The organism is Halomonas profundus, assembly GCF_020865425.1.
GTDB classification, from domain to species: Bacteria; Pseudomonadota; Gammaproteobacteria; order Pseudomonadales; family Halomonadaceae; genus Vreelandella; species Vreelandella titanicae.
The window spans coordinates 114,291-133,117 of sequence record NZ_CP086344.1 but is presented as its reverse complement, the minus strand read 5'-3'; the positions used below and the strand labels follow the sequence as shown (position 1 = coordinate 133,117).

At 53.4% G+C, this 18,827-nt stretch carries 18 protein-coding genes; 1 reads left to right on the top strand and 17 read right to left on the bottom strand.

Annotation, left to right across the window (positions count from 1 at the left end):
* Positions 1-70 precede the first annotated feature (70 nt).
* The 16 genes from LMS44_RS00620 to LMS44_RS00545 form a co-directional block, all read right to left on the bottom strand.
* Complete coding sequence (locus LMS44_RS00620) at positions 71-1,768, bottom strand: methyl-accepting chemotaxis protein (RefSeq protein WP_022520924.1); 1,698 nt, start codon at positions 1,766-1,768, stop codon at positions 71-73.
* Positions 1,769-1,827: 59 nt separating this feature from the next.
* A complete protein-coding gene (locus LMS44_RS00615; RefSeq protein ID WP_009288439.1) occupies positions 1,828-2,889 on the bottom strand; it encodes a protein-glutamate methylesterase/protein-glutamine glutaminase in 1,062 nt (353 codons plus the stop codon).
* Positions 2,890-2,980: 91 nt separating this feature from the next.
* Entirely contained in the window at positions 2,981-3,853 is an 873-nt protein-coding gene (locus LMS44_RS00610) for a CheR family methyltransferase (RefSeq protein WP_022520925.1), read from the bottom strand.
* On the bottom strand, positions 3,850-5,997 hold the full coding sequence (locus tag LMS44_RS00605; RefSeq protein WP_141440170.1) for a methyl-accepting chemotaxis protein: 2,148 nt from the start codon (positions 5,995-5,997) through the stop codon (positions 3,850-3,852). Before LMS44_RS00605 ends, LMS44_RS00610 begins: the two co-directional genes overlap by 4 nt.
* A 60-nt stretch (positions 5,998-6,057) precedes the next feature.
* A complete protein-coding gene (locus tag LMS44_RS00600; RefSeq protein ID WP_476488837.1) occupies positions 6,058-7,320 on the bottom strand; it encodes a methyl-accepting chemotaxis protein in 1,263 nt (420 codons plus the stop codon).
* Positions 7,321-7,452: 132 nt separating this feature from the next.
* Positions 7,453-7,950, bottom strand: coding sequence for a chemotaxis protein CheW (gene cheW / locus LMS44_RS00595; RefSeq protein WP_009288435.1), 498 nt, complete (start codon positions 7,948-7,950; stop codon positions 7,453-7,455).
* Positions 7,947-10,043 (bottom strand): chemotaxis protein CheA, encoded by a 2,097-nt coding sequence (cheA, locus tag LMS44_RS00590; RefSeq protein WP_022520928.1) that lies wholly within the window; start codon positions 10,041-10,043, stop codon positions 7,947-7,949. The genes cheW and cheA overlap by 4 nt, the downstream gene beginning before the upstream one ends.
* A gap of 42 nt (positions 10,044-10,085) precedes the next feature.
* Positions 10,086-11,033: a flagellar motor protein MotB gene (motB, locus tag LMS44_RS00585; RefSeq protein WP_476488836.1), complete on the bottom strand. Its 948-nt coding sequence runs from the start codon at positions 11,031-11,033 to the stop codon at positions 10,086-10,088.
* Positions 11,030-11,899 (bottom strand): flagellar motor stator protein MotA, encoded by an 870-nt coding sequence (motA, locus tag LMS44_RS00580; RefSeq protein ID WP_022520930.1) that lies wholly within the window; start codon positions 11,897-11,899, stop codon positions 11,030-11,032. Before motA ends, motB begins: the two co-directional genes overlap by 4 nt.
* 246 nt (positions 11,900-12,145) lie before the next feature.
* Complete coding sequence (gene flhC, locus LMS44_RS00575; RefSeq protein ID WP_009288432.1) at positions 12,146-12,688, bottom strand: flagellar transcriptional regulator FlhC; 543 nt, start codon at positions 12,686-12,688, stop codon at positions 12,146-12,148.
* Positions 12,685-13,017 (bottom strand): flagellar transcriptional regulator FlhD, encoded by a 333-nt coding sequence (gene flhD, locus LMS44_RS00570; protein ID WP_022520931.1) that lies wholly within the window; start codon positions 13,015-13,017, stop codon positions 12,685-12,687. Before flhD ends, flhC begins: the two co-directional genes overlap by 4 nt.
* Before the next feature lie 106 nt (positions 13,018-13,123).
* Positions 13,124-13,417 (bottom strand): EscU/YscU/HrcU family type III secretion system export apparatus switch protein, encoded by a 294-nt coding sequence (locus tag LMS44_RS00565; protein WP_022520932.1) that lies wholly within the window; start codon positions 13,415-13,417, stop codon positions 13,124-13,126.
* Complete coding sequence (gene fliK, locus LMS44_RS00560; protein ID WP_476488834.1) at positions 13,401-14,816, bottom strand: flagellar hook-length control protein FliK; 1,416 nt, start codon at positions 14,814-14,816, stop codon at positions 13,401-13,403. Before fliK ends, LMS44_RS00565 begins: the two co-directional genes overlap by 17 nt.
* Entirely contained in the window at positions 14,813-15,223 is a 411-nt protein-coding gene (gene fliT / locus LMS44_RS00555; protein WP_022520934.1) for a flagellar protein FliT, read from the bottom strand. Before fliT ends, fliK begins: the two co-directional genes overlap by 4 nt.
* A 7-nt stretch (positions 15,224-15,230) precedes the next feature.
* Positions 15,231-15,647, bottom strand: a complete 417-nt coding sequence (fliS, locus tag LMS44_RS00550) for a flagellar export chaperone FliS (protein WP_022520935.1) — start codon at positions 15,645-15,647, stop codon at positions 15,231-15,233.
* 192 nt (positions 15,648-15,839) lie between these two features.
* Positions 15,840-17,528: an HD domain-containing phosphohydrolase gene (locus LMS44_RS00545; protein ID WP_022520936.1), complete on the bottom strand. Its 1,689-nt coding sequence runs from the start codon at positions 17,526-17,528 to the stop codon at positions 15,840-15,842.
* A 332-nt stretch (positions 17,529-17,860) separates the two neighbouring features.
* Here LMS44_RS00545 and LMS44_RS00540 point away from each other — a divergent pair, with 332 nt between their 5' ends.
* Positions 17,861-18,244: a flagellar protein FlaG gene (locus LMS44_RS00540; RefSeq protein WP_022520938.1), complete on the top strand. Its 384-nt coding sequence runs from the start codon at positions 17,861-17,863 to the stop codon at positions 18,242-18,244.
* An 18-nt stretch (positions 18,245-18,262) separates the two neighbouring features.
* Here LMS44_RS00540 and fliE read toward each other — a convergent pair whose 3' ends face one another.
* Entirely contained in the window at positions 18,263-18,595 is a 333-nt protein-coding gene (gene fliE / locus LMS44_RS00535; RefSeq protein WP_039860567.1) for a flagellar hook-basal body complex protein FliE, read from the bottom strand.
* Between the last annotated feature and the right edge of the window lie 232 nt (positions 18,596-18,827).

Sequence of the window (18,827 nt, the reverse complement as noted above, 5' to 3'; positions counted from 1 at the left end):
AAGGGCGACTGAAAAGTACAGTCAGGGGTTTAAAACGGCTACTTTGAAACGGCTCTTTCAAAACGGTTCTTCAGAATTCCTCCCACTCTTCGTGGTCGCTGCGCTGCGAGGCTGGAGCTGGGCAACGAGCTTGCTGGTCGGCCCTAGGCGCAGGCATAACGTCCGTTGCTGGCGATGAGGAAGGCAGCGCCTGATGGGACGCCCCCTGCATACCTAACAGCTTAAACACGGCTACGGCTTGCTCCAACCGGTTGGCCTGTTCCTCAAGGGAGGCCGCCGCCGCAGAGGCTTGCTGTACCAGCGCGGCATTTTGTTGGGTGACTTGATCCATCTGGCCCACGGCTTGGCTGACTTGCTCAATACCGTCACTCTGCTCTTGGGAGGCAGCGGAGATTTCATCCATGATGTCGGTAACACGGCGTACTGCAGTAACCACATCCGACATCGTGGTACCGGCCTGCTCGACCAGAGTGGAGCCTTGCTGAATTTGTGTTACCGAGGCATCAATCAGGGTTTTAATCTCTTTGGCCGCATCCGCACTGCGGCTGGCCAAATTACGCACTTCCCCCGCCACCACCGCAAATCCGCGACCTTGCTCGCCGGCGCGGGCGGCCTCTACCGAGGCGTTGAGAGCCAGAATATTGGTTTGAAAAGCAATTGAGTCAATAACGCTGGTGATATCGGCGACTTTTTTCGAGCTGGTGGAGATACCGTGCATAGTTTGCACCACTTGCTCCACCACTTGTCCACCGCGCTCAGCCGTGGTGGAAGCGTCTGCTGCCAGGGTGCTGGCTTGACGAGCATTGTCGGCGTTCTGTTTTACCGTCGCGGTCATCTCTTCCATGCTGGCCGCGGTTTGTTGAATCGATGCCGCCTGCTGCTCTGTACGTGAGGAGAGATCAGCGTTGCCGCTGGCAATCTCACGGGTGCCGTGGTGAATTTCGTTACTGCCTTCACGCACCCGGCCAACGATATTGGTGAGGTTTTGCTGCATGGTGCCCATAGCACCAAACAAACGGCCAATTTCATTTTTACCTGCTTCCGGCAGCGGGTTAGTCAAGTCCGCCTCAGCAATCGCATCCAGCCGTTGGATTGCGCCTCTTAGCGGCGCAATCACTGTACGGCGTAAACCTAGGTAGATTACCAAAGTCATCAGTAAGGCAAAAATCACCGCTCCAGCATTGATCATGGCAAACAGATTGCCTTGGGCATCCGCGTCAGCGCGAATGGTATCTACCCGCTGGAAGCCGTAGGCGACAAACGCCGTCATACTTTCAGATAAGCTATTTATCGGCTCTACCAGCTCATCGCGCAGGTTGTTGTAGCTGGTTAAATCCATATATTCAAAGGTGTCGTGCTGTTGTTTAACTAGCCCCATTACGGTATTAAAATCTTCAATTAGGGTGTTCGCCAATGCCTCGCCTTGCGGTGAAAATGAGTTTGCCGCAAAGCGCTCGAAACGCTTTTCAGAACGCTCAATGCGATCAGCGGCAACGGCAACCTGCTCATTGGATTGCTGGGTCTGTCCTACCATCAGGTAGTTGGAGGCAGTTTCCATAGCCAACATGGCTTGGTTAAGCAACGAATCGGCACGGTTAACCTCATTTAACTGCGCATCGCTGATACCGCTTAGCGTGGCTAAGTTATTTTGTGAATTGCGATCGGCCACCACACTCAAGCCCGAAATCATTAAAATCAGCACGACAAAGCAGCAAAGCGATGTGACCACGGCGGCGTGAATACTCAAGTTGCGCAGTAAACGGTTCATTGTGATTTCCCTTGCGAGCTTATTTAGTTTTTATGATTACTAACTTTTTATGAATTGCACTACACACGCTGGGCGCGGCCGGAGGCGGCGATCAGCGCCATCATTCGCGAGGGAATGTCATCTAACGCCACCACTTCCACAGCCCCCCCGACAGCAATAGCTTCACGGGGCATACCGAAGACCACACAGGTCTGCTCATTCTGGGCAATGGTGGGCGCACCCGCCTGGCGCATCTCTAGCAGCCCTGCCGCACCGTCCTTACCCATGCCGGTCAAAATAACACCGATGGAGTTCTTGCCCGCATGCTGAGCCGCTGAATGGAACAGCACGTCTACCGAGGGGCGGTGGCGATTAACCGGTGGGCCGCTATCTAACCGCGCTACGTAGTTGGCACCGCTACGCGCTAACTTAAGGTGTTGATCCCCTGGGGCGATATAAGCGTGCCCAGGTAGAATCCGCTCGCCGTCGGCGGCCTCTTTCACCGTAATCCGGCACAGCCGGTCTAAGCGTTCCGCAAACGAACGGGTAAAACCGCCAGGCATATGCTGGGTAATCAAAATCGCCGGGGCGTTGGCGGGCAGCGGCTCAAGTACCGCACGAATCGCTTCGGTGCCCCCCGTAGACGCGCCAATAATGATCAGCTTTTCACTCGACACTAAAGGGGCTTTCAGGGCTTCCGGTGGCGGAGTGTTTTTATGCCGCGCCTGACGGGGCCGCGAGCGCGCAGCGGCGCGCAGTTTTTCGGCAATCTCGTCAGCATACTCCATCATCCCATTGCGGATGCCCAGACTCGGCTTGGCGACAAAATCCAGCGCGCCAAGCTCTAGCGCACGCAGGGTAATCTCCGAACCGCTTTGGGTGAGCGACGACACCATCAATACCGGCATAGGACGCAGGCGCATCAAACGCTCAAGAAAATCCAAGCCATCCATACGTGGCATTTCCACATCAAGGGTGAGCACATCAGGATTGTGCTGCTTGATCAAATCCCTGGCGGCAATGGGGTCAGGCGCTACCGCAACGACTTCCATATCGGGCTGGGAATTAATAATTTCCGTTAACAAATCGCGAATTAGCGCCGAATCATCGACACACAACACTTTGATCTTGGCTGCGCTCAAAGCACGCCTCCTCTTGCTGTAGACGCCTGATGTGTTATTGCAACCGCCGGAGCCACAGCGCCTAAAGCGATTATAAAGACACGATAGTTATTCATTTTTTGGCCAGGTTATAAACGGTTTGACCACGCAGCTTGAATGCGTCGCTGATATACGAGAAGTTTTCCGAGTGGCCTGCAAACAGCAAGCCATCGGGCTTCATCAGTGGTGCAAAGCGTTTAAGAATTTTTGATTGAGTATCTTTATCAAAATAAATCATGATGTTTCGGCAGAACACGGCATCAAAAGGGCCTTTAATTGGCCATTGCGGCGCTAGCAGGTTCAGTGGCAAAAACTCCACCAGTGCGGATACTTCTGGGCGAATCCGTGCAAAGCCCGCATGGTTACCCGTTCCTTTCTGAAAAAACCGCTTTACCCGTGCCTCATCGATCTTGCGCACCTGTTCCAGGGGATAAACGCCAGCGCGAGCCCTGGCCAACGCATCCGTATCAATATCGGTGGCGATCACTTTGGCCTGCGACGCTTTAGCGCCCAACGTTTCTAACAATGTCATTGCCAGCGAGTAAGGCTCCTCCCCGGTGGAGGCGGCCGAACACCAAATAGTGACCGGGTCTTGTTTATTCTTTATATGCTCAGCCAACAGCGGAAAATGGTGCGCCTCACGAAAAAAGGCCGTGAGGTTAGTGGTCAGTGCATTGGTAAACGCTTCCCACTCCTTGGCTTCTGGCTGACGCTCCAAGCGCACCAAATAGTCGGTAAAGCGTGTCATGCCATGGTGGCGTAGCCGCTTTGCTAGGCGGCTATAGACCATTTCACGTTTATGCTCAGCCAGCACAATGCCGGCGCGCTGATAAATCAGCTCGCGAATCCGTGTAAAATCCGCATCCGTCAGTACTAGATCGCGCTCAATCTGACTGCTCGATGTCCACTGACCTGCGTCTACCACCCGTTCACGTTGTTCGGTCAAAACGCTTCCCACTCCTCTGCTGAGGCTGCCTGCCGTTTAACGGGCGAATTCGGCGACGATGTGCTAGGCAACTGAGCAGTGTGCTTAGTCGCTGTCACTGCTGGCGGACGTAGCGCCCCCTGACTGTTTAATCGAAACGCTTCCACCGATAGCGCTAATAGCCCCGCCTGCTTCTCAAGCGAGACCGCCGCGCGTGCAGTTTCCTGTACCCGCACCGCATTACGCTGGGTACCTTGATCCATCTCTGCTACTGCTTGATTAACCTGGGCAATACCATGGCTCTGCTCTTCGGAGGCGGCTGAAATCTCGTGCATGATCTGCGTCACACTGCGCGCGGCTTCCGCCACTTCGCTAATCGCAGCTTCGGCTTTGGTGACCATACTGGCACCCGCACTTACCTCACGGTTAGAGCCATCAATCAGACCGCGAATTTCTTGGGCGGCACCAGCGCTACGGCCAGCCAGGTTACGCACTTCTTCGGCCACCACCGCAAAACCACGCCCATGCTCGCCGGCCCGAGCCGCTTCTACCGATGCATTCAGCGCCAGAATATTGGTCTGAAACGCGATCGAATCGATAACATTGATAATATCGGCCATCTGCTGGGAGCTTTGGGTAATCCGCTGCATGTTGTCGACTAACTGTGTCATCAATTCGCCAGTATTCGTTACCTGGATAGCATTGTTATCGGCTAGACGACGGGCTTCTTGAGCGTTCTCACTGTTTTGCCGCACAGTGGCAGTCATTTCTTCCATGCTGGAGGCGGTTTGTTGCAAAGAGGCCGCCTGCTGTTCAGTACGCGACGACAGCTCTTCGTTGCCGCTGGCAATGTCTTGGGCAGCCGGAGTGACCACATCAATACCGCTTTTTACATCGGAGATGATACTGCTGAGGCTTTTGCGCATAGTATTCAGCGAGTCCATCAATTGGCCCACTTCATCGCGTCTCTGGGCGGGGACTTTAGCGGCCAAATTACCGCCAGCAATTTGCAGCGTAAAACCTGCAGCACTTTTTAGCGGCCTGGTAATCGCCCTCAGAGTAACCATGCCGATCAAAATAAGTAGCAGTAAACCAATTCCAAGTACTATGGCTTGAGCGCTCAGCATCGTAGTTTGACCTTGCTGAGCATCAACGGCCATGGCCTCAGCTGCCTGCTGTTTCTGGGAAATCAGTTGATTAACCATGCCTGACAGGATGCGGCCCTCGCTGGTCATGACGCTAATCACAGCATCGAGACCAGTAAAGGCTTGGTAGGTCTCTTCTGCCTGAAGCACGCTGGCCGCCTGGCCCATGCCGTTCTGCAGGAAGGTCTGTAGCTGCTGGTCAAACTCGGTGGCAAGCTCAGTCGCATTGACCTCACGGGAATAATACTCCTGCCACACCTCAGCAACCTCTGCGGCGCTCTCCTCAATGCTTTCACCCATCTCGAAGCGTTGATTGATCAGTTCCATACGCTCTGGCTCAATCATCGCCTGGCGGGTTTGGGCAATGGTTTGATCGATTTTCTGCAGGCGAATAACATCACGCAGACCGTCATTATTCAGTTGCCCCAAGCGCTCGCCGGAGACATTCAAACCATACAGACCAAGCCCACCGCTGATTAATAACAACAGCCCTGCAACGACAATCATGCCTACCAATTTGGCACGAATGGTGTCGAGGCGTACCCGGGCCAAACGCTTAATCACACCTTTCTGGCGTAACCGGCCTTTATCTAAGTAAAGCCGCTTGTTGCGGCCTTCGCGTATTTCAGCGTAGGCCCGCTCGGCCTGCTCAATGGCTGCGCGGCTGGCCTGTACACGTACCGAGGTGTAGCCCACGACTTGCCCATCTTCAATAATCGGCGTAACGCTGGCATTTACCCAGTAGTGGTCACCATTTTTGCAGCGGTTTTTGACCAGCCCTCGCCACGTTTCCCCCGTTTTGACGGTTTTCCAGAGGTTTTCAAAGGCTGCCGGCGGCATATCCGGGTGGCGTATCAGGTTATGCGGCGCACCTATCAGCTCTGCGTGTTCAAAGCCGCTAATATCGATAAACGCAGGGTTGGCATAGGTGATGCGTCCCTTGGTATCGGTACGCGAGACTAGGAAGTCGTCTTCTTTTAGTTCGATTTCACGCTGAGAGACTGGTTGGTTATTACGCATGGTGTGCCTTTTTTTAATGTTTTATTTTTCAAAAAGAGTGCGCCTGCCCTACCAAGCAAATTAAAACGATGACCACTCTTCTGTTTCTGCTACTGGCTGTGGACGCCTTGTTGCGGGTTTTGACGCTGCCGCTGGCAATACAGCCGGAGTGCACGGGGCAGATAATTCAGTGACCCGAAAGCGCTCAACCGCCTCGCGTAAGCGTGCGGCTTCGCTTTCAAGTTCATTGGCGCTGCGCGCGGCTTGCTGCACCAGTTGAGCATTTTGTTGCACAACCTGATCCATTTGCGCCACGGCCTGATTCACTTGGCCAATGCCGCTACTCTGCTGCTCAGAAGCGGCGGCGATTTCATCCATGATATCGCTGACGCGCTGCACAGCACCCACGAGATCCTGCATGGTTTGTCCAGCTTGATTGACCCGCTGAGTGCCGGTATCTACCTTGCTGAGCGATGCATCAATCAGCGTGCGAATCTCTTTGGCGGCAGCGGCGCTGCGACTGGCTAAGCTACGTACTTCCTGTGCCACCACGGCGAACCCTCTGCCATGCTCGCCAGCACGCGCCGCTTCCACCGAAGCATTCAGCGCCAGAATATTGGTCTGAAACGCAATATTATCGATAACGGTAATAATATCAGCGACTTGATGAGAACTTGCGCTTATGTCTTGCATGGTGCTGACGATCTCACCAACCTCTTCTCCACTACGGCGGGCTGTCAGGGTCGCGCTCCCGGCCAATTGGCTGGCTTGGCGGGCATTTTCAGCATTATGACCCACCGTTGAGGCTAACTGCTCCATGCTGGAAGCCGTCTCCTCTAACGAGGTGGCCTGCTGCTCGGTGCGCGAAGAAAGGTCGTTATTGCCGCTGGCTATTTGCTGAGAGCGCTCATAAATCGATGTACCGCTGGTGCGCACGGTACCTACCGTTTGCGAGAGTGAGCTCTGCATATGGGCCATGGCGCTATAAAGCCGCCCTATTTCGTTATTACCCGGAGAGGTAATGGCCTGGCTTAGATCCCCCTGGGCCATACGCTCAAAATAGCCCACCAAGCGATCTAGCGGGCGCAACACATTGGCCGTCACCCCCCAGATAACCACGATTACCGTGGCGATAGTCATTACGACTATCCCGAGTAGTGCCCAGCGAATTGTCGCGGCAAAAGCACTGAAAGCGGCCTGTTGTGCCTGCACATCGTCAGAGGCCTGCACGATTGCTGCACCATAGTGCAGGGCATAAAGACCAATACCACTGGCAATTAAAACAAGCACCGAAAGTGTCGCTAGCACTAAGCCCCAACTCAAGCGCACCGTCATATTATTCATTAATTGCCGCATTCGCTGTGTCACGCCCTTTTCTCCACGCACAACCGGCACTCGCTGGCACTTTCCGTAGCGCGAGAATGCATCATTGAGTAGAACTGATTTGGCACGCTCCCTGTGCCATGTTTTTTAGTCTTACTGGTTGCTGGTGCTTTCCACCAGTGCCATCTCGTCGCTGGTGAGCAACTTATCGATATCCACGAGTACCAGCATGCGGTCATCCAGACTACCCAAACCGCTCAGGAAGTCAGACGAGAGCGTGACACCAAATTCTGGCGCCGGTTTAATCTGATCAGGGGTCAGTGTCATCACGTCGGAAACGCCGTCCACTACGATGCCGACCACCCGGTCTGCAACATTGACCACGATCACCACTGTTTGGCCACCGTATTCGACTTTATCAAAGTGAAACTTAATGCGGAGATCTACGATTGGCACAATGACGCCGCGCAGATTAGTGACCCCTTTGATAAATTCAGGTGCATTGGCAATCCGGGTTACGTTTTCGTAGCCACGAATTTCCTGCACTTTCAAAATATCAATGGCGTACTCTTCATCGCCTAATGAGAACACTAGGAATTCGCGGTTTTCGGCTTCTGCGGCTAGTACCGCACCATTGTTGGCTTGACTCATGACGGCTCAGCCTCCTTAAAAGATGAAAGGTTTTGATTGTTTACTACTTTTTTGCCTGCCTCTTTTTTATATCGGCTCAGGCGGTGTAAACCAGTAATATCCAGAATCAACGCTACACTACCGTCACCTAAGATGGTCGCGGCCGAGATCCCTGGTACTTTGCGGTAATTGTCTTCCAGATTTTTGACCACGACCTGCTGCTGTCCGATCAACTCATCGACCAACATGGCGTAACGACGGCCTTCGCCCTGCACAATGACAGCGATGCTTTTGGTCGGGTCGGTAATCGCATTCTCGACGTTCAGCACTTCGTGAATGGCAATCACGGGCAGATATTCGTCGCGGACTTTGATCACCACGTCGTCACCGGCCATGGCGTACATATCGTCTTTGGCGGGCTGCAGTGATTCAAGTACGGTAGAGAGCGGAAGAATAAACGTCTCGCCGCCGACCTTGATCGACATACCGTCCAGAATGGCCAACGTAAGCGGCAACACGATACGGGTGTTGGTGCCTTCACCTAGCTTCGACTGGATTTCAACCCGACCGCCCATGCTCTGAATGTTGCGCTTCACTACATCCATGCCCACGCCACGCCCAGATACGTCGGTCACTTCATTCGCCGTTGAGAAGCCGGGAGCAAAAATGAGCTGGAAGACCTCTTCGTCCGACATGGTGTCCGACACATTGAGGCCGTTTTCTCGCGCCTTGGCTAGCAGGCGTTCACGATCCATGCCGGCACCATCATCGCGCACTTCAATCAAGATATTGCCACCCTGGTGACGTGCGGAGAGGGTTAATTTGCCAACACGCGGCTTGCCAATGGCTTCGCGCACATCGGGCATTTCCACGCCATGATCGAGGCTATTGCGCACCAGGTGCGTTAACGGATCAGTGATCCGTTCGACCAAACTCTTATCCAGCTCGGTCGACTTGCCTTCGGTAATTAATTCGATCTCTTTACCCAGCTTACCGGCGGTGTCGCGCACCACGCGGGGGAAGCGACTGAATACAAACTCCATGGGAATCATGCGAATAGACATGACCGCTTCTTGGAGATCACGGGCGTTGCGCTGCAGTAGGCTCATGCCATTTTGCAGTGAGGCATTGCCCACCGACTGATCTTCTAAATCGCTAACCGTTTGATCGAGCATCGACTGGGTGATAATCAGCTCACCCACCAAGTTGATAATTTGGTCGACTTTATCTACCGATACGCGGATTGACGAAGACTCGGCGGCAGCTTTTTTGGGCTTCTCTTTGGCAGCAGGCTTTGGCGCGCTTGCCTTAGAGGCCGTGCTTTCTGCCGGCGCTTGCGGCGCTGGGGCTGCAGGTGTCGAGGCTTCTGGCTCGGCTGGGGCTGGCTCAGTAGCGACGCCCTCAACAGCCGTAATCTCAATCTGATCAGGTTCGATAATAAAGCACATGACCGCTTCAATATCGTCAGCACTGTCGCTGCTTTTGAGCACTACCTCGTAACGCTTTGCGTCGCCTGACTGGGACTGCACTTCACCGAGCTGCTCTAACTCTTCAACCAGCAAAATGCGGTCTTTATCTTCAACGTTGAGCAGTGCCACTAGCAGATGGCCGTTCGAGGACGCCTCTGCATTATTACTGTTTGCTTCCGCGTCGTTTTCACTTGGCACAGGCGTCGGCGCAGCCTTGGGCTCAGCAGCAGGAATAGTCGGCCCATCGAGCTGTTGGCCAATTTCGTCCAAGGCAATTTGCTGCAGCGTTTGGCAAATGCGTTCAAATGCCTCTTGATTAGGCTCCTCTTCGCTGCGGTAGGCATCGAGTTGCTCATGCATGATGTCTTTAGCCTCTAAAAAGGTATCCACGAGGTCGGCTCGCAGCGTCAGTTCGCCTTTACGTGCGTAATCGAGGAGGTTTTCCAAAATGTGCGTGGTTTTCTGTAGCACGGTAAAACCAAAGGTTCCCGCCCCCCCCTTGATCGAGTGGGCGGCACGGAAAATAGCATTGAGCTGCTCACTGTCTGGATCATCAACATCCAGCTCCAGTAAATGCTGTTCCATATCCGACAGCAGCTCTTCAGCCTCTTCAAAAAAGGTGTCAAAAAAATCCGCTATATCCATACACCGCTCCACCTTAACGTCGTCTTTTATGACAGGCTCAGATCACTCTTGCGCTTGAACCTGAGGCTCGTCTTGTTGTGTTGATTCAATTTGCGCTTCGGCTGAAGCTTCTAGTGCTTCGATTGAAGCTTCTGGCGATGCACCTCCCGACTCCATTACAGTAGGATTGCGAATCGCATCAGCAATTTCCGGAAACAACACCACCAGCTCTATGCGTCGATTGATAGGATCGGTTGGCTCAGTCTCGGGCAATAACACACGATCTGCAAAGCCCGACACGCGAAGTAACTGACCTGGATCAAAGCCACCCGCAATAAGCTCGCGGCGCGACGCATTAGCGCGATCATTGGAAAGTTCCCAGTTACTGTAACCACGATAGCCTCCCGCATAGGGAACGCTATCGGTATGCCCGCTGATACTTAGCTCATTGGGAAGCTCATTTAGCAGCGGTGCGATGGTACGTAACAAGCTGCGCATATAAGGCGCCACTTGGTCGCTACCCAGCTCAAACATGGGGCGCTGGTCGGTATCGAGTAGCTGTATGCGCAGCCCTTCGCGGGTCAAGTCAAACCGCATTTGATTGCGCAACTGGCGCAGCTCGGGATCTCGCTCAATGGCCCGTTCAATACGCTCTTGTAAATCCCGGAAAAAGTTTCGTTCCTGCATGCTTGGACGAGTGCGCTGAAGGCTATCAATGCGCGCCCGCTCCCCATCGCTATGCGTGGGATCGGGCCCGCCACCGGGAATCGCGCTGGTGCTGCCCGAACGATCGCCACCGGTTATCGCCGTCACCAGGGGGGTGCTAAAGTACTCTGCCACCCCCTTGCGCGTCTCTTCACTGGAAACGCTCAAAAGCCATAGCACCAAAAAAAAGGCCATCAGAGCAGTCATAAAATCCGCTAGGGCAATTTTCCAGGCACCACCGTGATGGGCATGGACGACTTTTTTGCGTCGAATGACAATCGGACGCTTGTCACCACCCTTACTCATGCGTTACCGGCCTTTTTTGCATCCCTTACATACTCTTCAAGCTCCGTAAAACTAGGACGCTCGGCGGCAAACAGTGCCTTGCGACCAAATTCAACAGCCAACTGCGGCGCATAACCGTGCAAGCTAGCGAGCAGCGTAATGCGAATACACTGGAGCATTTTTTCGGCTTCTTTCGCCTGCCGTTCGATGTAACTTGCCAGCGGACTAACAAAACCATAGCCCAGCAAAATACCCAAGAAGGTGCCCACTAGCGCTTGGCCGATCATCACACCCATCTGAGTCGGCGTAGCATCGGCGTAGGTGAGTGTTTTAACGACCCCCATTACTGCCGCCACGATGCCGAAGGCAGGCATGGCATCGCCGACTTTGGCAATGGCATCGACAGGAATATGAGCTTCCTGCTCAAAGACCTCAATCTCGTGCAGCATCAGCTCATCAATTTCCATGGGTTCCATACCACCGCTTACCATTAAGCGCAGATAGTCCGTTAGAAAATCCATGATATGAGGATCAGCCAATACCGTAGGATGCTCTTGAAACAGCGGGCTCTCCTCGGGATTATCAATATCCCGTTCAATGCCTAACATGCCTTCACGGCGAATTTTGGAGAGTAATTTATACTGCAGCGCCATCAGCTCCATATAAAGTTCTTTGTTATATTTTTTGGCGCGCTTGAGCCGGGGCAAAATTTTAAAGGTCGCTTTAATCGCTTTGCCATTGTTCGCTGCGATAAATGCACCAACCCCGGCTCCGCCAATAATCAGCAGCTCAAGAGGTTGATACAAGGGGCCTAAGCTGCCACCTGCCAGCACATAGCCACCAAACACAGATAGCAATACGATTACATAACCTAGAGGTATCAGCACAAGCAGGATCCTTGCGGTATTCAGTATTAAATTAGGGAACCAAAACTTAGCCACCTGATCTGATGTTTAAGCAATGTTCCATTCCAAGCATGTCTTAGCCCTATTATACTAGGGTCAGACGTCTGTTTAATGAAAAAGCACCACTGGCTTTTAGGCCTATCTAAGCCAATACACTTATTTCTTGTTAGTACTCATTACTGTCTTATACCCTACTTCACACCATCAGTGATGTAATCGCAGAGATTGTTACATTTTTTCACTATTCTCCCGCTGTGCTTTGCGCGTTTTACCCGCTCTTGAGGGGGGCTGACAAATACCGCACACATAGTGTTGAGCGGGACTATGAGCGTGCGCCACAAACTGCCCAGTGCAACGCGTACACTGATTAAGCTGGAGCAAATCACTCTCGAAAAAGCGTATCAGCGTCCACGCACGGGTTAACCCGAGAACCGGCTCCACCTTTTCCAGCGACATTTGCTCGTCATAGAGCCGATATGCTTTGACAAAGGCATCGATGCGATCACAGCCTGCCGCCTCCTTCAGGCTTAAATAAATGTTGTAAAACAGCGACGAATGAACATTGGGAAGCCAAGTAATAAACCAGTCGGTGGAAAAAGGCAGCATGCCCTTAGGCGGTGACATGCCACGCACTTCCTTATACAGCTTGATCAAACGCGTGCGGCTTAATTCCGTTTCTGTTTCCAGCACCTGAAGGCGCGCACCCAGCTCAATCAATTCGATTGCCAGCTGCACTTGGTGCATTTCATCGACCAAGCTTTTCTGGCTCACTTCTCGCCTCCCGATGGCATTGGCTCAAATGCATCGCTTGCCAACAGCAGTGATGCATGAAGCCCTGCCAACCCCTGATCGCGGGGATTATCTGTAAGCTGTCGAAGCCGCTCGGCACTCGTTTGGCTAAACCGGCACAATAATTGGCTGGTTCGCGCCAACTTGGTAAGCTGGCGAGCATTAAGCGAGACAATCAGCTCGGCAACATCGCTGTCTATTTTTAAGCGAAACATAGCAGCCTCACGATCTTCATCAAGCAAGCGCTGCGCCAGAAGCAAATAAGCTAAATTAATTTCCTGAATTTCATCGAGAAAGTTGGTTTGACTCATAATGTCCCATTAAACGACTCAGGCGCGGTGTTGTGACCATTATACTGGCGCCATTAATGACTTTTTATTACCTACCCTCATGGTTGCATACAATGTCTGTAAATGGCTACTCAGGCGTTTCACGATGAGTTAGCCCTTCCTCTGATAGTTCGAACACCCACACCAGCAGTTCTGCGACAATTTGATAGAGACTTGCCGGAATTTCCGCATCCAGATCTAGCTGCATTAAAAGCGCTACCAACTCAGGCGCATCGTGCACATAAATACCCTGACGCTGAGCTTCAGCCATAATACGTTCGGCCAGATCACCATAGCCTTTCGCCACTACCCGTGGAGCACGGTCATTATCCTGGTAAGCCAGAGCAACAGCTTGACGGCGTCGCTCACCCGGCGTAGCCATGGGGTGCCTCCGCTTCGATATGGCGCGCGCGAAGCTGCACTTTTTGTAAGTCCAAGGCGCTAAGGCGCTTCTCTAACGCGGGCAGTCCAGCGTCAATACGCTGATAAACGTGCGTACTTTCGGTGGTGAAATCGATGCTTAACACGTTTCGATAGAGCCATAGCGACGCGCTGAATGCCCCTAAACTGGGAACATCGAGCTGCATATCAGAACGCCATCCACCGTCTGGCTCTCCCCCCTGCTGTTTTCCTTCCTGGCCCTCTTCACGAGTAGGCAAATTGATTACTAAAGCCATAAAAATGCCTGCCCAGACATCACCTTCCCAGCGAATAGACGGCATCACCAACATTTCAAGCTGGTGGCGCACCAGGCTCTGCAGGCTTTCGTGAACGACCTCGCGAGCCGGTCGATTGGCCATCAGATCGCTCATCTCCCTAGCCTGGCTATACTCCGCCCTTGCTTGATGGCTGTCGCGCGCCTCGCCAGGCATAGGGGCCGGCTGGGCAGGATTAGTCGACACCTGCGAAGCAGCCCCTTGAGCGGGGGTAGTGGGGGCAGCAGCCGTCGAGCCAGTTGCTAAAAAATGGGACGCGCTCGCCAACCGAACCGCTAAGCCTTGTTCATGAGTAACAGGCACTAGCGGCACGTTGGGTAAAATAGCCATGCCTCCCTGCCCTACCGGGGGAGCTGCCAAAGGCGCCCCCGCCCCCACCTGCATAAGCGCCTGTGCTGTCAGGGGCGCTCCAGCTGACTGCGTAGGCATTTGTGGGGTCAGTGGCACCCCAACTGAGACAGCTGTAGACAAGGCAGACGCCGTCGAAGGCGCTGCAGCTGGGAGCGACACATTCGGGCCTGCCGATAAAAGAGGAGTAAGCGGGCGAGGGCCGGGCTGCATTTGCGGTTGGTTCATTAGCTGCTGGCGGGTTCCCTCACCTTGAAACCAGCGCTTTAGATGCGACTCATAAAACAAACCACTATCGCGAATACTTGCCTCTAAGCGTGTTGCTACTGTACTCGCTGCTGGCGCTTCCTGACTGGTGATAAGAGGTGCTTCGGGCCGCATTACCGAGGGAGGGGCTGGAAAGCGCAGCAGCACGTCGGCGATTGTTCGCGCTGCAGGACTAAAATGGGTCTGTGTTGAACCTGTCGTCGAAGGCTGCGCCTCACCTCGGGGTAACGTTCGCCCCCCATCAAGAGGGTGCGGTAAACGCTTTAGGTCGCCTAGCGGTGATGTCGACGCACGGCCATCCAGATTGGCATCACCCATTACGGCACGCGGCCCCTCGCCGGGTGAAACGGGCTTCACAGGCTGACTCAATGCGCGCTGCAGCGACAACTCGCCTTGGCGCCCAAGCACTTGGTGCAAGAGCGTATCAATCAGAGGGGTAATACCACTCACGATGACCTCGTGGAATCAGCATCATCGGCGTCATAAGCTACCGGAGCCCCTTGCTGTGGTGCGTAGGCCCTATGTAAATTCCGCTGACGCTGGGATACCCCTATGAGCTTACCCAGCTCATCACGGCGCGCCACCAAACGACGCCGTATTTCCACATCGTGCTCAAGGATGCGCTCCAGCAGCTCTGCCTTACGCTGCTGAGCAGCGGCATCAAGCACAACGGTGGTATCCAGCTCACGCAACTGATCCACCAGCATTACATAGTTGGTACGCTGATCAATTAGCTCTGCCCACTGTTCGCCATTAGCCAGTTCGTGCATGTGCTCAACGCGGCTCAATAGCGTTTCATAGCTAGTGAGCAGCGTCTGTTGAGCATTTTTATCACGAGCGGATATAGGAGCTGACATTATTGCCTCACGCGCTCTGCTGTTGACCAATATCACGCCAGGCTGAGGCGATATCTTCGAGCAGGCGTTCGGCCTGATTTAAGCTCTCTTCATCGTTACGCAGATTCGCCGCCAACAGTAGGCGCGAAATATAGTCATAAAGCGACGCTAAGCGCTCAGCAATCTCGCCGCCCTGCTCTTGATCAAGAGCCGCTGCGAGGCCATTATTCACAATATCCAACGCCTTCGTTATCGACTTGCCTTTTTCGGCTGTATTACCCGCCTGGATATGGATGCGTGCAGCACGAATAGCGGCCTGGGCGCCGTCAAACAACATCACAATAAGCTGATGAGGATCTGCCGACATCACTCCGCTTTCTACGCCAACACGCGCATAAGCGTTAGCTCCCCGCCCATAGGCGGCGCCACCGCGAGAGTAAGTCATAAGCGGAACTCCTGTGCGTGATTTTATGCTCACCCTCGATTGGGTGAGACCACGATTATTAAAAGGTAAAAATAAACGGCACTACTAGTAACTATCGGCGTGAGTCTGGGGGACTTTAACGGCTTACAACGCTTTTTTCAGCGCAGCCCATGACATCGACCAACTGCCATCACGCATTCACTTCATTGCCACTCAAGTAGACACTGCGATCTCACCGACGGTTCGCCCAAGTCGCTCAGCGATATTGCTCTGCACGACCACTCCCACATTGTCACGCATTGGCGGCTCGACCTGTGGCGCAAGCAATACCTCCGTGGGGTTACCTTTAGCATCAAGACGTAAGATCCACCCCTTCTGCTGGCTAGAGAAGTGCGCCAGCGAACCTATTGGCAATCCCTTGAAATGATCGATATAGCGTTTAACCCAGCGCATATCAAAATGGTGTGGGTGCTGCAATAAATGCCGGTAAATTTGCTGTGCTGTTTTAGCCGGACGATCTGCACGATCACGCCGCATAGCCTCTACTACGTCGACAACGGCACTCGCCTTAGCCAGCTCACTGAGGTCAGCCCCACTCAACCCACTTGGATACCCACTACCATCCATACGCTCGTTAACCCCCCCAATCACCGCCTGGACAATACCCGCCGACAGCCATTGGCAGTTATGTAAACGGTCTAGCAACAGCTGGACATGCTCACTGATCGCCTCTCGATGCTTAGCTTCAAAGTGCGGCGCCTTGAACAGCACCTGAGGCACAAGCGCCTTGCCAAGATCGTGAATAAGACCGCTGGCCACTATCGCCTTGCGCAACTCGCGAGGCATGCTGGCTCCCACAAAATCGAGCAAATGCACAGCCACAGCAATACCGTGGCGCACTATTAAAGGCTCGGGAGATAAGCAACGTGAAGCGAACAGCAACGCCTCACGATCCTCTTCATGAAGACCCAATATGCGATCAGCATAGCGGGAGAGCTGACGCCCATCGATATCGCTACCTTGTTGTAACGACAGCAACTGTGTATCCAGATAGGCAGCGACCTTGACAAGCCGACGCGCCATAGGGGTCGCGTAGCGCTTGACATCACGCCGCCCAAGCAACTCTCCTGCACCCGGTCGCTTGCTTGGCAGCGCGAACAGCGGTGAGGGCTGACGCTCGTTTTGTTCTTCTTTTTTATAGCGTGCCGCTTCGCGCTCTATTTCGCACACGAAATACCAAATTTGCCGCTCTTGCTCCGCACTACACTCAACGAAGTTAAAACCGACGCGCAGTAGATGACGCTCAGCGTCGGTTTTTTGATGACGAGCCTCTCCAAGCACTTCAAAGTAGGTGCCGTCGGGAAAGGTAAACGCCAACTTTAGGGGGCTAGCGGCTCCCGCCAGCAGCCCGCTAGCGGCCAATGGCAATTCAAGCTGGCAGCCATCCTGGGACAAATCCCTCAACTCACCCTCTATCTCGGCATCACCACCATACAAACCTGTCGACACCACCATCCCCATGCGCAGCTCAGCACGGAAGGACTCACGACGCTGCAGCACTTCCAACGATGCAGGATAATCACTGCAACACAAAAAGCGCCCCCCGGCCTGACGCGTCTCCGTCAGTTGCAGGAGCGGCGTTTGCAGCACTTTCCCCTGCGCCTGCCCGCGCAAGTAAAACGCAGCACCACCCTGTAAATGGTGAAGTAAATAGTCAACAGAGGAAAGATCCATCACCAATGCTTGGCCCTGGTGCTGCTCCATCAAGACAATGGGCTCTGGACGAGCTCCCGTCGCAGCAAGACAGAGCGAAACGCCACCGGTTTCGATCAAGGTATTCAGCAGAGACTCGATCACTGTTGTACTTACTATTGTTTCAAACTCATCCTGCTGCGCCACCATTCTCGCCTCGCTTACTCTTATGCGTTAATTAGTTCACCGCAAACTCGAGAAGCATATCAGATGCCCACAGCATGGCGTATGCACAAAAAGCCATCTTTCTCATGCTTATTAGGCGGGCTATAGAAAAGCAAAGAGACAGAGCGTGTAGTGTCGACGCTACCAATAACAAGCAAACACAATGCCATGCCAGTAAGCGTAAAGTTTTTCAGCATCCTGCCGATACCAATGTAGAAACGCTTACTAACTAGCAAAAAACCGAGCTATGGCTGCCGTTTCACGCTATCGCACCACTAACTGGCTGCCAAAGCTGACATTAAAAAGGAACGTGCCCCATGAGCTCACTACCCACCGAAGTAATAACACCACTGTCATCGCCCCTAACTCACTTAAATCCCCGCCAGCGGCTAGAAAACACACTGGCTCAGCTAGCGACAACCAACACTCAGCTTATAAGCGCAGATACCACCGAACAGGAAACTTCTGTCAAACAGAAAACTTCTGCCAACGAACTCGTCGCACCCATTCAACGCATCAACGAGATAATGCGCCCACATGGCTTAGAATTCGAATTAAGCGAAGAAACATCACGCGTGATCACGCGAGTCGTAGACAGGGAGTCTGGCGACGTCATACGCCAGATCCCAGCAGAAGAAGTACTCAAGATTGCCGAGCGACTTGAAGAAATGCAGGGACGAATAATCTCAATTGAAGCCTAATGCGTGACGTAGACAACCCTACACTTGCATGTTCATAACATCACGATATGCAGATACCAAACGATTGCGAACCTGAAGCCCCATTTGAAACGCAACGCTGGCCTTCTGCATGTCAACCATCACGTCATTGAGCTGCAAATCAGGATCACCCGCCTGAAAAGCCATCGCCTGACTGTTAGCCGTCTGCTGAAGTCGGTTAATGCGCTGAATCGAGGCCTGCAGCTCACCACCAAAACCGCCCTGCCCGACAGCCGCTGACGCCTGCGCACCACTAAGGGGCTGCGTGGATGCCGCTTGAGTCGCCATGCCTTGCATCTGCTGTAGCGCAGCCTGTATTGCGGGAGTACTCATACGCTCACCTCAATTCGCAAAAAATATCTAATGCAAAAAGCCTAACACCAAAGCGCCCCGCCTCATACGGACAAATGCGCATAAAAAGCGAAGCTTATCGTTCCTTTATGCTCGACTAGTCACCGGATAATGACTGTCATCACAATTCCGCCTCATCTTTTTGGCGGATAACCGCGATCGACGGATATAGCCTATGCCTTCTTTGGTGATGCGCCTGGGCCGACACCAGTTT